Below are 13,504 nucleotides of genomic sequence, written 5' to 3'. Positions count from 1 at the left end.
GGAGTTTAACAACTGATTTGAGCTGAGGGGTGGGTATGAAGAGATTCGTGGTGGCGACGGTGGTGGGCGCGTTGGTGCTCGCGGCCGGCGGGGTGACGACGGCGGTAGCCGATCAGACCGGTCGCGGGCACAAATCCGAGCCGGTGGTGGTCACGGACATCCAGATTCCGGTCCACGGGCAGGCGCCGGTGACGGCGTACCTGGTCCGGCCGGCTTCTTCTTCGAAGAAACACGACACGCTCGCGGGGGCGCTCTACCTGCACTGGTTCGAGCCGCCGAACTCGACCCAGAACCGAACCGAGTTCCTGTCCGAGGCGATCGCGCTGGCGAGCAAGGGCGCGGTCGCGATCCTGCCGCAGCTCACCTTCCCGTGGGCGGGCGATCCGGTCGGCGACAAGACCGATCGGACCAAGGTGACGAACCAGCTCGCCGCCGTCGAAGCGGCGTACCGGGCGTTGCTCGACCAGGACGGCGTGGATCCACGGCGGACGGCGGTGATCGGGCACGACTACGGCGCGATGTACGCGTCGCTGCTGGCCAAACGCGCGCACGCGCTCGTCTTCATGGCAGGTGACGCCACCTGGGCGAACTGGTTCGACAAGTTCTGGCTCGGCCTGCCCGCCGACCAGACCGTTGCCTACCGCAAGGTTTTCGCCGGGCTCGACCCGGTCGACAACGTCGCGCAGGCCCACGAGGTCTACTTCCAGTGGGCCGGCCGCGACATCTTCGTCACACCGGAGGTACAGGCCGCCTTCAGCTCCGCCAAACCGAAGGCAACCGTCACCCTCTACGACCACGCCGACCACTTCCTCGACCAACAAGCCAAAACCGACCGCCTCACCTGGGTCAGCACCCAGCTCGGCCTGCACTGACGCGACGAGCCCACCAGTGGTGGGCTCGGCACGTCAGGCGAGGGAGACGAGGTCTAGGTAGTCGTCGGTCCAGAGGTCTTCGGTGGCGTCGGGGAGGATGAGGACTCGGTCGGGGCGGAGTGCCTCGATGGCGCCCTCGTCGTGGGTGACCATGATGATCGCGCCCGGGTAGCTGCCGACCGCGCCGAGGACCTCGTCGCGGGAAGCAGGGTCGAGGTTGTTGGTCGGCTCGTCCAGGAGCAGCACGTTGGCGCCCGAGTGGACCAGGCCGGCCAAGGCCAGCCGGGTCTTCTCGCCGCCGGACAGTACGCCGGCCGGCTTGTCCGCGTCGTCGCCGGTGAACAGGAACGACCCGAGCACGTTGCGTACCTCGCCATCGGTCAGGCCCGGCGCGACGGACGCCAGGTTCTGCCGGACTGTACCGGCCAGGTCGAGCGTGTCGTGTTCCTGCGCGAAGTACCCGAGCCGCAACCCGTGGCCATGGTTGACGTGGCCGCCGTCCGGCTGTTCCCGGCCGGCGAGGATCCGTAGCAACGTGGTCTTGCCCGCGCCGTTGAGGCCGAGGATGACCAGTCGGCTGCCACGATCGACGGCGAGGTCGACGCCCTTGAGCACCTGCAGTCCGCCGTACGACTTGGTCAGCCCGGCGGCCGTCAGCGGGGTACGACCGGAAGGGGCCGGGTCGGGCAGGCGGATCTTGGCGACGCGGGCGGTACGGCGTACCGGCTCGAGGTCGTGGAGGAGCTTGTCGGCTCGCCTCGCCATGTTCCTGGCGGCGACGGCGGTCGAGGCTCCGGCACGCATCTTGTCGGCCTGCGCGTGCAGGACCGCGGCTTTGCGCTCGGCCGTGTGGCGTTCCCTGGTACGACGGCGTTCGTCGAGCTCAAGCTGTTCGAGGTACTTCTTCCAGCCCGTGTTGTGGACGTCGATCGTCGTGCGCTGCGGATCCAGGTGGAACACCCGGTTGACCGTTGCCCTGAGCAACTCTCGATCGTGGCTGATCACCACCAGGCCACCGCTGTAGCCGAGCAGGAACGACCGCAGCCACCCGACCGAGTCGGCATCCAAATGGTTGGTCGGCTCATCAAGCAACAACGTGTCGTGCTCGGCGAAGAGGATGCGCGCCAACTCGACCCGCCGCCGCTGGCCGCCCGACAGCTCCCCGACCGGCTGGTCGAGAGCCCTTGCAGGCAACCCAACCCCAGCCGCAAGCCGAGCCGCCTCACCCTCAGCCGCATACCCACCCCCAGCCTGAAACTGCGCCTCGGCGCGCGCATAAGCAGCCATCGCCCGCTCCTGCGCCTCGCCAACGGCACTACTCATCGCCACCTCGGCCTTCCGAAGCCGCTGCACCGCGATATCAAGCCCACGAGCAGACAAAATCCGAGAGGTGGCAGTGATGGCCGGATCGGCCGCACGCGGATCCTGCGGCAGATAGCCGACAGACCCAGTGACCCCGACACTCCCGGCCGCCGGCCGCTCATCCCCGGCCAGCGCCTTCATCAGGGTTGTCTTACCCGCGCCGTTACGGCCAACGAGACCGATCCGGTCACCCGGGCTGATGTGAAACGAAAGGTCGGACAGCAGCAGCTGGGCGCCGACGCGAATATCTACACCGCGGACGGTGATCATGATGGTTACTCTCTGTGATGTCTAACGGACGCACTTCGGGTACGAAAGCGAGTCCGCAACTAGACACAGAGGCTGGTAGCCATACCTCCAGGGTAGGTCGCCACCGCCAGCCCGTCAGCCGATTTATGGGCAGGCCTGTCCCGAGCGACAGGACATAGTGGCTGACGCCGGGCGCGCTGAGGCTCGGGTCAGCGGGAACCCGGCTGCCAGGGCGCACTATGTCCTGTCGGTCGGGACGCGGTCAGGGGTTTTTGGCGGGGAGTTCGATGATGAAGCGGGCGCCGCCTTCGGGGCGGTCTTTTACCTGGATGGTGCCGTGGTGCCATTCGACGTGGCGGGCGACGATGGCCAGGCCCAGGCCGATGCCGCCGCGTTGGGTGTCGGTGCGGCTGTCGGGGGAGGTGTTGCCTCGGCCGAAGCGTTCGAAGATGCGTTCGCGGTTGGCTTCGGGGACGCCTGGGCCGGCGTCGTCCACGAAGATGATGACGCCCTTGCCCCCTGCTCTGACGCTGACGCCCTTGCAGCCGCCGGCGTGTTGTTCGGCGTTGTCGACGAGGTTGGCGATGACGCGTTCGAGCCGGCGCTTGTCGGCCTCCATCGTCAGGTCGGCGGCGTCCGGTGCGACGTCGGTGATCTCCCGGCCGGCGGTCGCGTCCGCGGCGGCGCGGACCAGGTCGCCGATCCGGACCGTCTCGCGAGTGCCCTGGTCGCCGCCGTCGTCGCGGGAGATCTCCAGCAGGTCGATCACCAGCTGACGGAACCTGTCCAGGTCGTCGCCGAGCAGTTCGAGCGGCTCGCGAACCGACCCCGGCAGCTCCGCGCGATGGTTCTGGATCAGCTGCATCGAGTTCATCATCGTCATCAGCGGTGTTCGCAGCTCGTGGCTGATGTCGCCGGCGAAGCGGGCATCGGCGACCACCCGTTTCTCCAGCGCCGCCGCGGTCTGGTTGAAGGATCGCGCCAGCCCACCGAGATCAGGATCGTTCTCCGCCTCCAGCCGCGCGTCGAGCCGCCCGCGCGCCACCGCCGCCGCGACGGAAGTCAGCTTGGCCAGCGGCCGCAACGCCACCGTGCTGGCGAGCCGCCCGACCGCCAGCCCCAGCAACGCGGTCACGATCGCGGCCAGGATCAGCGTCAGCTTCAGCGTCCGCAGTGTGTTGTCGAGCCGGTTCAACGGATGCAGCTCGAAGAAGGCCTCGCCCGGACGCCCCAGCGCCACCCCGACGGCAAGCACCTGATTCCCGCCCACCTCGATCCGCCGATGCACCTCGAGCCCGTTCCGAGCGGTCTCCACCATGTCGGTCGGTACTTGGTCCGCCGACGCCGACATCGTGTACCAGGCGCTGTCGTAGCGCATCAGCATCGCCGCCGAGTCCGTGGACGGCAGCGCCTCGACCAGGTTCATCACCTCGGTCGACGTCAGCGAGTCGATCGTCCCGCACTCGGGCTCGGCATTCAGGCGGCGTACCGGCCCGCAGGAAGCGGTCAGTCCGTAGAGCGCGTAGTGCAGCGTCGCCGCGTTGTCCGAGGTCTCCACGATCGCCGACGAGATCCGTTGGTCGGTCAGATAACTGGAGACCACGCTCCAGGTGACCAGAGCCAGTACGCCGGACAGTCCGAGCGCAAGCAGCCCATAGGCCAGCATCACCCGGTCGCGCAGCCCGAACCGCCGCCGCAACGTCAACTCACCAGTCGATAGCCGAGACCCCGGGCGGTGACGAGGTGTTTGGGGGTGGCCGGGTCGCGCTCGATCTTCAGCCGCAGCCGCCGGATGTGCACATCGACGATTCGGCTGTCACCGAAGTATCCGTAGCCCCAGACCTTCGACAGCAGGTGCTCACGGCTGCACACCTTGCCCTGCAGGCTGGCGAGCTCGACCAGCAGCTTGAACTCGGTCCGGGTCAGCGGCAGTACCGATCCGTCCCGCACCACCTCGGCGGCCGGTACGTCGATCTCCAGGTCGCCGACGACGAACTGCTCCAGGACCGGCGTGCCGTTCGGCTCGACCCGGCGCAGCAGCGCCCTGATCCGCGCCGATAACTCCTTGGCTACCAGCGGTTTCGTTACGTAGTCGTCGGCGCCCGCTTCGAGCCCGGCGACGACGTCGTGGCTGTCGGTCCGCGCGGTCACCATGATCACCGGTACGTCGCTGGTGCGCCGGATCTCCCGGCAGACGGTGAATCCGTCCCGGTCCGGCAACATGATGTCGAGCAGCACGACGTCCGGTGGCTCGCGCCGCAGCGCCGTCAACGCGTCGAACCCGTTGGCTGCCTCGGAGACCTCGTAACCCTCGTCCTCGAGGGCAAGCCGCAATACCCGCCGAATGCGCGGTTCGTCATCGACCAATAACAAGCTGTGCGCCACGTCACCAGTGTCGCTCGACATGGGGCCTACTCCCAATCCCCTGAGGTAGGTGACGACTGTCATGTATTCGACATCTGGCCGCCGGGCGGTTGATGACAAGACGTTGACGGTTCCGTGACCGGGCCGTCAGGACCGCCCGCCAGTTCTAGTTTCGGCCCTATCACGACAGACAGAGCATGTCTCGGAGGAGGACCAATGGCCAGTTCCGGAAGACGGCTCGCGGCGGTGGCGATCGTCGCCGTCACGAGTCTCACGCTGGCAGCGTGCAACGCCGACCAGGGAACCACATCCGGTGGTACGGACACCAATTCAGGCGGTACGCCGGTCACCGGCGGCACCCTGAACATGCTGGGCAAGGGCGATGTCGACTACATGGACCCGAACGTCAGCTACTACTCGGTGGGTTACATCAACCTGCGGATGTGGAGCAGGCAGCTGTTCACCTACCCGGCCGACGCCGGCGGTAAGAACACCACCCCGGTCGCGGACCTCGCCACCGAAATCCCGACCGCCGCGAACGGCGGAATCAGCGCCGACGGCAAGACCTACACGATCAAGATCCGGCCCGGGGCCAAGTGGAACACCAGCCCGGCCCGCCAGGTGACCGCCGCCGACATGGTCCTCGGGGTCAAGCGGACCGCGAACCCGGTCCAGCCGTTCGGCGGCATCCCGGACTTCGCCAGCCTGATCGTCGGGTACCAGGCCTTCGCCGACGGCTTCGCCAAGGTGCCGAAGACGGTCGCCGCGATCCAGAGCTACATCGACAAGACGCCGCTGCCGGGCGTGGTCGCCAAGGACGACACCACCGTCGTCTTCAAGCTGACCCAGCCGGCCACGTATTTCGTCGACATGCTGACCCTGTCGGCCTTCTCGCCCGCGCCGGTCGAGTCGCTCAAGTACCTGCCGGCCAGTACCGAGCTCGGCAACAACTACCCCTCCGACGGCCCGTACAAGGTCGACTCCTGGGTGCCGACCAAGTCGATCACGTACTCCCGCAACCCGGCCTGGGACCCGTCGACCGACCCGGTCCGCAAGGCCTACGTGGACAAGATCGTGGTGGACGAGACGGTCAGCCAGGACTCGGTCCAGCAGCAACTGCAGACCGGTACGCCGAGTGCCGACCTCGAGTGGGACGTCGCTCCCCCGCCGTCGCAGCTGCCCGCATTGCAGGCCAAGAAGGACCCGAACCTGACCATCGGTGACACCGCGGGCTCCAACCCGTACGTCATCTACAACACCGCCTCGCCGAACAACAACAAGGCGCTGGCCAACCCCAAGGTGCGGCAGGCGATCAGCTACGCGATCAACCGCGACCACATCCTGCAGGTACTCGGCGGCCAGACGCTCAACCCGCCGCTGACCCACGTCCTGCCGGACGTCATCGTCGGCTCGAAACAGATCGATCCCTATCCGTACAACCCGGACAAGGCCAAGCAACTGCTCGCCGAGGCCGGCTACCCGAACCTGACGCTGAAGTTCCTCTACCGCAACGCGACCGAGGGCAGCAGCAAGTCCTTCCAGACGATCCAGCAGGACCTGTCCAAGGTGGGCATCACGGTCACCGGCGTACCGTCGCCGAACGCGGACTTCTACGTGAAGTACCTGCAGGTACCGACCGTCGCCGAGCGCGGCGTCTGGGATCTGTCGCTGGCCGGCTGGGGCGCCGACTGGTACGGCAACGCGGCGCTCTCGTTCTTCAACCCGTTGTTCTCGGGTGCGCCGTCGTTCCCGCCGATCGGCAGCAACTTCGGTCTCTTCAACGACCCGGCGACCAACGCCTTGATCAAGCAGGCCATCGCAGCGCCGACCACCGACGCGGCCGCCGAGCTGTGGGCCAAGGCAGACGCCCAGGTGATGAGCCAGGCCGCCTTCTACCCGCTCACCAACAACAAGCAGGCCAACTACCACGCCGCACAGGTGCACAACGCCGTGTACGTCCCGTCGATGCAGAACTACGACCCGACGAACGTGTGGCTGGCCAAGGACAAGCAGGGCTGACCCGTGCCGAACTCGGACGCTTTGCTACAGGTTCGAGACCTGAGGGTCTCGTTCGACACCCCGGACGGCACCGTCCGCGCCGTCCGGGGGCTGTCCTTCGACGTCGAGCGCGGCCGGACCCTGGCCGTCGTCGGCGAGTCCGGCTCGGGCAAGAGCGTCTCCACCCAGACCATCACCGGTCTGACCCGGGGCGCCCAGGTGTCCGGTACGGCGTACTTCGACGGCACGGACCTGATCACCGCCGATGCGTCGACCCTGCGCAGGTTGCGGGGGGCCAAGATCGGGATGATCTTCCAGGATCCGCTGTCCAGCCTGCACCCGCAGTACCGGATCGGCTGGCAGATCGTGGAGATGATCCAGGCGCACGACCGGCACATCTCCAAGCAGGCGGCCCGGCGCCGGGCCGCCGAGTTGCTCACCCTGGTCGGCATCCCGCGCGCTTCGGAGCGGATCGACGACTACCCGCACCAGTTCTCCGGCGGGATGCGGCAACGGGTGATGATCGCGATGGCGATGGCCCTCGACCCGGCGCTGCTGATCGCGGACGAGCCGACCACGGCGCTCGACGTGACGGTCCAGGCGCAGGTGCTGAGCGTGATGCGCAAACTGCAGGAGGAGTTCGGCACCGCGATCATCCTGATCACGCACGACCTCGGCGTGGTCGCGGAAATGTCCGACGAGGTGATCGTGATGTACGCCGGTGCGGTGATGGAGCGGGCGCCGCGCCGGGACATCTTCTATCGCAATCATCACCCTTATACGCAAGGGCTGCTGGCTTCGCTGCCGGCTCACAGCGGCAAACGGCTGACCCCGATCCAGGGCACTCCGCCGAGCCTGATCAACCTGCCGGCCGGCTGCCCGTTCGCGACCCGGTGCTCGCACGTCTTCGACCGCTGCCGGGTCGAGACGCCGCCGCTCACCGATGTACAGGGTGATCCGCGGCACCAGTCGGCCTGCTGGCTGGACCACGACGTGACCAAGGCGGTGGCCTGATGACAGAGACCCTGGAGCGATCCGCGGACGCACTGCTGAAAGTGCAGGACGTCCGCAAGGAGTTCCCGACCCAGCGCAAGGAGGTGGTCAAGGCGGTCGACGGCGTCTCGCTGGAGGTGCGCAAGGGCGAGACGCTCGGACTGGTCGGCGAGACCGGCTGCGGCAAGTCGACGCTCGCCCGCTGCATCGCCCACCTGTACGACGTGACGTCGGGCTCGGTCTGGTTCGACGGGACCGACCTGACCGGGTTGTCGCGACGACAGATGCGGCCGCTGCGGCGGGAGATCCAGATGATCTTCCAGGACCCGTATGGTTCGCTGAACCCGCGGCGCCGGGTCGGCTCGATCATCGGCGACCCGTTCGCCATCCACGGCATCTCCGCCGGCGCCGAGCGCAAGCGCAAGGTGCAGGACCTGATGGCGCTGGTCGGGCTCAATCCCGAGCACTACAACAGGTTCCCGGCCGACTTCTCCGGTGGGCAACGGCAGCGGATCGGCGTCGCCCGGGCGCTCGCGCTGCGGCCGAAGCTGGTCATCTGCGACGAGCCGGTGTCGGCGCTGGACGTCTCGATCCAGGCGCAGATCATCAACCTGCTGGCCGATCTGCAGCACGAGTTCGATCTGACCTACGTGTTCATCTCGCACGACCTGTCGGTGGTCCGGCACGTGAGTGACCGGATCGCGGTGATGTACCTCGGCAAGATCGTCGAGGTCGCGCCGACCGACCAGTTGTTCGAGCAGACCAGGCATCCGTACACCCGCGCACTGCTGTCCGCCTTGCCGGTCGCGGACCCGGATACCGCCGACAGCCGGGAGCAGATCATCCTCGTGGGTGACATCCCGTCGGCGACGAACCCGCCTGCGGGGTGCAGGTTCCACACCCGGTGCCCGAAGGCCCGAGCGCAGTGTGCGGTCGCCGAGCCGGGCCTGGAGCCCGCGTTCAATGACGATCCGGCGCATCGGACCGCGTGCTTCTTCCCACTGGCGGTCGGCGAGGATCTGTCGGCCGCAGTACCCGAACTGAAGGCATCATGACCGCAGCGCTGGAGGCGATCGAGGCACCAGCGGCTGCGATCGAGGGGCGTAGTCCGCTGGTGCTCGCGGTCGCACGGCTGCGCAAGGACAAGGTGGCGATGATCTCGCTGGCCGTGATCGTGCTGATCATCTTGATGGCGATCTTCGCGCCGGTCTTCGCCGCGATCACCGGGCACCCGCCGAACGAGCAGTACCGCGACCTCGGCCTGACGCCGGACGGCCTGCCCAAGGGCCCGAACGGGACGTTCTGGCTGGGCACCGACGACCTCGGCCGCGACATCCTGGTCCGGATCGCCTACGGGGCCAGGGTTTCGCTGCTCGTCGGCGTACTGGCGACCGCGATCACCGTCTCGATCGGCGTCGTCCTCGGCCTCGCGGCCGGGTTCCTCGGCGGGATCGTCGACACCATCCTGGCCCGGCTGATCGACGTCGTGTTGTCGGTGCCGTTCCTGCTGGTGGCGATCGCGCTGGTGTCGGTGACCGGCCCCAGCCTGACCGTGACGGTCTGCGTGATCGGCTTCTTCAGCTGGGCCTCGGTGGCCCGGATCGTCCGTGGGCAGGTGCTGTCGCTGCGCGAACGCGAGTTCGTCGAAGCGGCTCGCTCGCTCGGCGCCGGTGACGGCCGGATCATGTTCGTCGACGTACTACCGAACGTGCTCGCGCCGGTGATCGTCTACACCACGCTGCTGATCCCGGTGGTGATCGTCACCCAGGCGACGCTGTCGTTCCTCGGACTCGGTCTGCCGCCGCCAACGGCCGACTGGGGCGGCATGATCAGCGCCTCGCAGAACTACTACACGACCGCCTGGTGGTTCATCTTCTTCCCCGGGATCGCGCTGCTCGTCACGACGCTCGCCTTCAACCTGTTCGGCGACGGCGTACGGGACGCGTTCGATCCACGGGCCGACCGGCTGCGCTGAAGGGAGTCCGCGATGGCACTGTTCCTGCTCCGCCGGATCGGCCACGGCATCCTGGTGCTCTGGCTGATCTCACTGGCCGTCTTCGGTCTGTTCTTCGTTGCCCCCAGCAACGTCGCGCAGACGCTGGCCGGCCGGCAGGCGACCCCGGACACGATCGAGTTGATCAAGCACCGGCTCGGGCTCGACCTGCCGATCTGGAAGCAGTACCTGCACTTCGTCGAGAACGCGGTGCAGGGCAACCTGGGCTACGACTACTACCACCAGGTCGCGGTGACGTCGATCATCGGGCAGGCGCTGCCGATCACGGTGTCACTGGCGCTCGGCGCGTCCGTTCTGTGGCTGCTGCTCGGAGTGTTCAACGGGGTCATCTCCGCGGTGCATCCACGCTCGCTGGCCGACCGCGGCCTGACGCTGTTCTCGTTGTTCTTCTACTCGTTCCCGTCGTTCCTGCTCGGCCTGCTCCTGCTGTACTTCCTGTACTTCCAGCTCACTCTGGCTGGGTACAAGTGGTTCCCGGCAGGCGGCTACACCGGCATCACCCAAGGCGTCGGGTCCTGGTTCCAGCACATGCTGCTGCCCTGGATCGCGCTGGCGCTCCTGCTCGCGGCGACGTACACGCGACTGACCCGCGGAGCGATGCTGGACGTACTCGGTGAGGACTACATCCGTACTGCGAGGTCGAAAGGTATCCGCGAGCGCCGGGTGATCGTGCGGCACGGACTGCGCAGCGCGCTGACCCCGGTGGTCACCCAGTTCGGTATCGACCTCGGTCAGCTGATCGGCGGCGTGGTCGTGATCGAGACGGTGTTCAGCCTGCCAGGCCTCGGCCAGACAGCGATCGTGGCGATCAACCAGCAGGATCTCCCGGTCATCATCGGGATCGTCCTGTTCGCGTCGGCGGCCGTCGTGGTCGCGAACATCCTGGTCGACATCGCGTACGCCGCCTTGGACCCGCGGGTCCGGTTGCACTAATGGACGAGCTGGCGGTACTTCGCGGGCGACTGTCCGGTGACGCGTTTGAAGGCGTTGCTGAATGCGCTCTCGGAGCCGTAGCCGAATCCCTGACCGGGGCGGTGGGGCGGGGCAGTATGACACTGGGCGACGGAGTACACCGTGCGGTCGGTGGATCGCAGGGCGCGGCCGGCCGCCTGGATCCGCCAGTGGGCCAGGTAGTCGAGCGGGGACATCCCGATCAGGGTCTTGAACCGGAGCGCGAAGGTGCTCCGGGACATGCTGGCCTTCTCCGCCAGCTCGGCCACCGTCCAGTGGCGGCCGGGCTCGCGGTGGAGCAGCTCCAGCGCGGGCCCGATGCTCGGGTCGGCGAGTGCGCCGAGCCAGCCGGACGGACGGTTGTCGGAGGCGATCATCGCCCGGAGCGCCTGGACGAAGAGCACCTTGGTGAGCTGGTCGCGCACGTTGGCAACGCCGGGTTCGGCGTGCGCGAACTCCTCGCCGAGAAGCTCAAGCAGTGGGCGGAGCGCGGCAGCGGGCTTGCTGTCGGCGGGGATCCGGACGGTGGTGGGTAGATGGTCCAGCAGCAGCGCGGCGGTGGTCTCGTCGAAGTTGACGGCGCCACCCACGATGACGGTTCGATCCGGAGCAGCAGCGGTGGTGTTGTAGCGGACGGTGTCCGGGTAGCCGCCGGCTTCGAGGACGGCGTGCCCGTCGACCGGCTCGACTTCGAGGCCGGCGGCCGCCCCGAACGCCCGGGCGCTGGCCACCAGATAGCAGTCACCCGTTGCCAGATGCAACGGTTCGCTGTCGGCCGCGGTGATCCAGCAGCTACCGGCCAGGACAGCGCCGACCTTGATGTCGGCCTACCCGTCGAACTGCAGGGCCCAGTCGCCTGCGGCCTCGAACCGGGACGGGAGAGCGGCCTCGATGTTGAGCAAGGCAAGCATCTCCGACAGCGGATCCACCCCGATGACTCCTCTCAGACGATCGATCAAGTAGTCCGGACGTCTACTCATGGAGTATCCCCCGTCATCCTCCTAGCGTGGTGATCAGACTACGAAAGGAAGACTTCGATGAAGTTCGCTCAGCTCGGTGCGACCGGGCTCTACGTGTCCCGGATCGCTCTGGGCGCCATGTCCTTCGGTGGGGCGGGGGTACCGCCGTGGAGCTGGACGAGGTCAGCCGCACGCCGCTGCGCTACCCCGGCTGGCTCCAGGCCGACCAGAGCTGGCGCTACCCCGCGGCCTGATGTAGGTGGGTTGGCGGCTTGATATGGGCAGGTCTTGCCGATGAGCCGGGGTGGCAGTTCGCCGTACAAAAGAGTCGCCGGGTTCCGTCTGGAGCCCGGATCGATTCTTTCCAGGGGGAAACTGAATGACGCTCTCAGCGGCGCAGGTGGAGAAGCTGCGCAAACTGGTCGACGGCCGGGTCGTCGGGGCCGACGATCCGGACTGGGATGCCGAGCGCAGCGCCTGGCACCTGCTGGTGGACCAGCGGCCGGCCACGATCGTGCACGTCACCGACGCGGACGACATCGCCGCGACGATCCGGTTCGCGCGCGAACATGAGTACGCCGTTGCCGCGCAGCCGGGTGGGCACGGTGCGACGGACGCCATCAACGGGACGATCCTGCTGCGGACGGGCGATCTCACCTCGATCGACGTGGACCTCGCCGAAGGCGTAGTACGGGTCGGGGCGGGTGTCCGGTGGCGGGATCTCAACGCCGCGCTCACTGGTACAGGTCTGAGCAGTCTGCCGGGCAGCAACGGGGACACGACTGTCGTCGGGTATGCGCTTGGTGGCGGGCTGAGCTGGTTCGGCCGGAAGTACGGGCAGGCGGCGAACACGGTCCGGGCGTTCGAGTTGGTCAATGCCGATGGGTATCAGCAGCGGGTCACCCGGGAGGCGGATCCGGAGCTGTTCTGGGCGCTTCGTGGCGGTGGCGGCGAGTTCGGCATCATCGTCTCGGCTGAGCTGGAACTGGTGCTCGCGCCGCAGATCTACGGCGGGCGGATGGTCTGGCCGGTCGAACACGCTCGCGACGTACTGCGGGCGTTCACCGAGATCACCGCGAATGCTCCCGATGAGCTGACGCTGTGGGCCTGGCTGCTGAACCTGCCCGATCTGCCCTTCGTGCCCGAGCCGCTGCGGGGCAAGTGGGTGACGGCGGTCGACGCGGTGTACCTCGGGAACGAGGAGGAGGCGGAGAAGCTGCTCACCCCGCTGCGGGCGATCGCCGAGCCGCTCGACGACGGGCTGGCGTCGGTGCCGCTCAGCGCGGTGGGGACGATCGCGCAGGAGCCGGACGACCCCACTCCTGGTCTGCTCAAGTCGGTGCTGCTGAACTCCTTTGACGAGGAGGCGCTGGACGCGCTGCTCGAGGTTACCGCGCCGGGGAGCGCGTCGCCGCTGTTCCTCTTCGAGATCCGTCACTTGAGTGGCGCGTTCGCCCGTGCGGATGAAGGGCATGGGGCGGCTGGGTCCTTCGAGGAGCCTTATCTGTTGCTCTTCGGTGGCATCGTGCCGGTCCCTGAGCTGGCCGGGGCGGTCGCCGCCGCGATCGAGGGTGTGAAGGCGAAGCTGGCGCCCTGGATCTCCGGTCGGACGCTGCTGAACTTCGCCTCCGGTGAGCCACTCGCCGACATCTTCGCGCCCGAGGTGCGGGACCGGCTGCGAGCGGTCAAGCAACGCGTCGACCCGCAGGCGGTCATCCGGGGCAACCACCCGATCGTCTGAC

The 13,504-nt window shown here is 67.6% G+C and carries 12 protein-coding genes; 7 read left to right on the top strand and 5 right to left on the bottom strand.

The window, feature by feature from the left end; all coding sequences use genetic code 11:
* Positions 1-35 precede the first annotated feature (35 nt).
* Positions 36-872 carry a hypothetical protein gene (locus G3I17_RS06855; RefSeq protein WP_164595014.1) on the top strand — a complete coding sequence of 279 codons (837 nt, stop codon included), beginning with the start codon at positions 36-38 and terminating at the stop codon, positions 870-872.
* A 33-nt stretch (positions 873-905) separates the two neighbouring features.
* On the opposite strand, the gene G3I17_RS06850 is transcribed toward G3I17_RS06855, so the two are convergent.
* The 3 genes from G3I17_RS06850 to G3I17_RS06840 all read right to left on the bottom strand — a co-directional run bounded on the left by G3I17_RS06850 (position 906) and on the right by G3I17_RS06840 (position 4,868).
* Entirely contained in the window at positions 906-2,504 is a 1,599-nt protein-coding gene (locus tag G3I17_RS06850; protein WP_164595013.1) for an ABC-F family ATP-binding cassette domain-containing protein, read from the bottom strand.
* Positions 2,505-2,745: 241 nt separating this feature from the next.
* The gene (locus tag G3I17_RS06845; RefSeq protein WP_164595012.1) at positions 2,746-4,188 is read right to left on the bottom strand and encodes a HAMP domain-containing sensor histidine kinase; all 1,443 of its coding nucleotides are present in this window, start codon (positions 4,186-4,188) and stop codon (positions 2,746-2,748) included.
* On the bottom strand, positions 4,185-4,868 hold the full coding sequence (locus G3I17_RS06840) for a response regulator transcription factor (protein WP_343238231.1): 684 nt from the start codon (positions 4,866-4,868) through the stop codon (positions 4,185-4,187). Before G3I17_RS06840 ends, G3I17_RS06845 begins: the two co-directional genes overlap by 4 nt.
* 195 nt (positions 4,869-5,063) lie before the next feature.
* Here G3I17_RS06840 and G3I17_RS06835 point away from each other — a divergent pair, with 195 nt between their 5' ends.
* From G3I17_RS06835 to G3I17_RS06815, 5 genes are read left to right on the top strand one after another with little or no spacing between them, the layout of a single operon-like run.
* Entirely contained in the window at positions 5,064-6,866 is a 1,803-nt protein-coding gene (locus G3I17_RS06835; protein ID WP_164595010.1) for an ABC transporter substrate-binding protein, read from the top strand.
* A 3-nt stretch (positions 6,867-6,869) separates the two neighbouring features.
* Positions 6,870-7,859, top strand: coding sequence for an ABC transporter ATP-binding protein (locus G3I17_RS06830; protein WP_164595009.1), 990 nt, complete (start codon positions 6,870-6,872; stop codon positions 7,857-7,859).
* A complete protein-coding gene (locus tag G3I17_RS06825; protein WP_164595008.1) occupies positions 7,859-8,893 on the top strand; it encodes an oligopeptide/dipeptide ABC transporter ATP-binding protein in 1,035 nt (344 codons plus the stop codon). Before G3I17_RS06830 ends, G3I17_RS06825 begins: the two co-directional genes overlap by 1 nt.
* Positions 8,890-9,813, top strand: a complete 924-nt coding sequence (locus G3I17_RS06820; protein ID WP_164595007.1) for an ABC transporter permease — start codon at positions 8,890-8,892, stop codon at positions 9,811-9,813. Before G3I17_RS06825 ends, G3I17_RS06820 begins: the two co-directional genes overlap by 4 nt.
* A 12-nt stretch (positions 9,814-9,825) precedes the next feature.
* Complete coding sequence (locus G3I17_RS06815; protein ID WP_164595006.1) at positions 9,826-10,785, top strand: ABC transporter permease; 960 nt, start codon at positions 9,826-9,828, stop codon at positions 10,783-10,785.
* Here the strand turns inward: G3I17_RS06815 and G3I17_RS06810 are convergent.
* Both G3I17_RS06810 and G3I17_RS06805 read right to left on the bottom strand, forming a co-directional pair.
* Positions 10,782-11,624, bottom strand: coding sequence for an AraC family transcriptional regulator (locus tag G3I17_RS06810; protein WP_343238230.1), 843 nt, complete (start codon positions 11,622-11,624; stop codon positions 10,782-10,784). The genes G3I17_RS06815 and G3I17_RS06810 overlap by 4 nt on opposite strands.
* A gap of 6 nt (positions 11,625-11,630) precedes the next feature.
* Positions 11,631-11,783: an AraC family transcriptional regulator gene (locus tag G3I17_RS06805; protein ID WP_164595004.1), complete on the bottom strand. Its 153-nt coding sequence runs from the start codon at positions 11,781-11,783 to the stop codon at positions 11,631-11,633.
* Between the two features lie 358 nt (positions 11,784-12,141).
* Between G3I17_RS06805 and G3I17_RS06800 the strand changes: the two genes are divergently transcribed.
* Complete coding sequence (locus G3I17_RS06800; RefSeq protein ID WP_164595003.1) at positions 12,142-13,503, top strand: FAD-binding oxidoreductase; 1,362 nt, start codon at positions 12,142-12,144, stop codon at positions 13,501-13,503.
* Position 13,504 lies beyond the last annotated feature (1 nt).

The organism is Streptomyces sp. SID13031, from assembly GCF_010548305.1.
Taxonomy (GTDB): domain Bacteria; phylum Actinomycetota; class Actinomycetes; order Propionibacteriales; family Kribbellaceae; genus Kribbella.
The sequence above is the reverse complement of the archived record's forward strand: the minus strand, read 5'-3'. Positions and strand labels throughout refer to the sequence as shown.

Excerpts from the sequence above, each read along its gene's own strand:
- G3I17_RS06855 (WP_164595014.1), top strand. The coding sequence starts at position 36 with ATGAAGAGATTCGTGGTGGCGACGGTGGTGGGCGCGTTGGTGCTCGCG.
- G3I17_RS06850 (WP_164595013.1), bottom strand. The coding sequence starts at position 2,504 with ATGATCACCGTCCGCGGTGTAGATATTCGCGTCGGCGCCCAGCTGCTG.
- G3I17_RS06835 (WP_164595010.1), top strand. The coding sequence starts at position 5,064 with ATGGCCAGTTCCGGAAGACGGCTCGCGGCGGTGGCGATCGTCGCCGTC.
- G3I17_RS06825 (WP_164595008.1), top strand. The coding sequence starts at position 7,859 with ATGACAGAGACCCTGGAGCGATCCGCGGACGCACTGCTGAAAGTGCAG.
- G3I17_RS06820 (WP_164595007.1), top strand. The coding sequence starts at position 8,890 with ATGACCGCAGCGCTGGAGGCGATCGAGGCACCAGCGGCTGCGATCGAG.
- G3I17_RS06815 (WP_164595006.1), top strand. The coding sequence starts at position 9,826 with ATGGCACTGTTCCTGCTCCGCCGGATCGGCCACGGCATCCTGGTGCTC.
- G3I17_RS06805 (WP_164595004.1), bottom strand. The coding sequence starts at position 11,783 with ATGAGTAGACGTCCGGACTACTTGATCGATCGTCTGAGAGGAGTCATC.
- G3I17_RS06800 (WP_164595003.1), top strand. The coding sequence starts at position 12,142 with ATGACGCTCTCAGCGGCGCAGGTGGAGAAGCTGCGCAAACTGGTCGAC.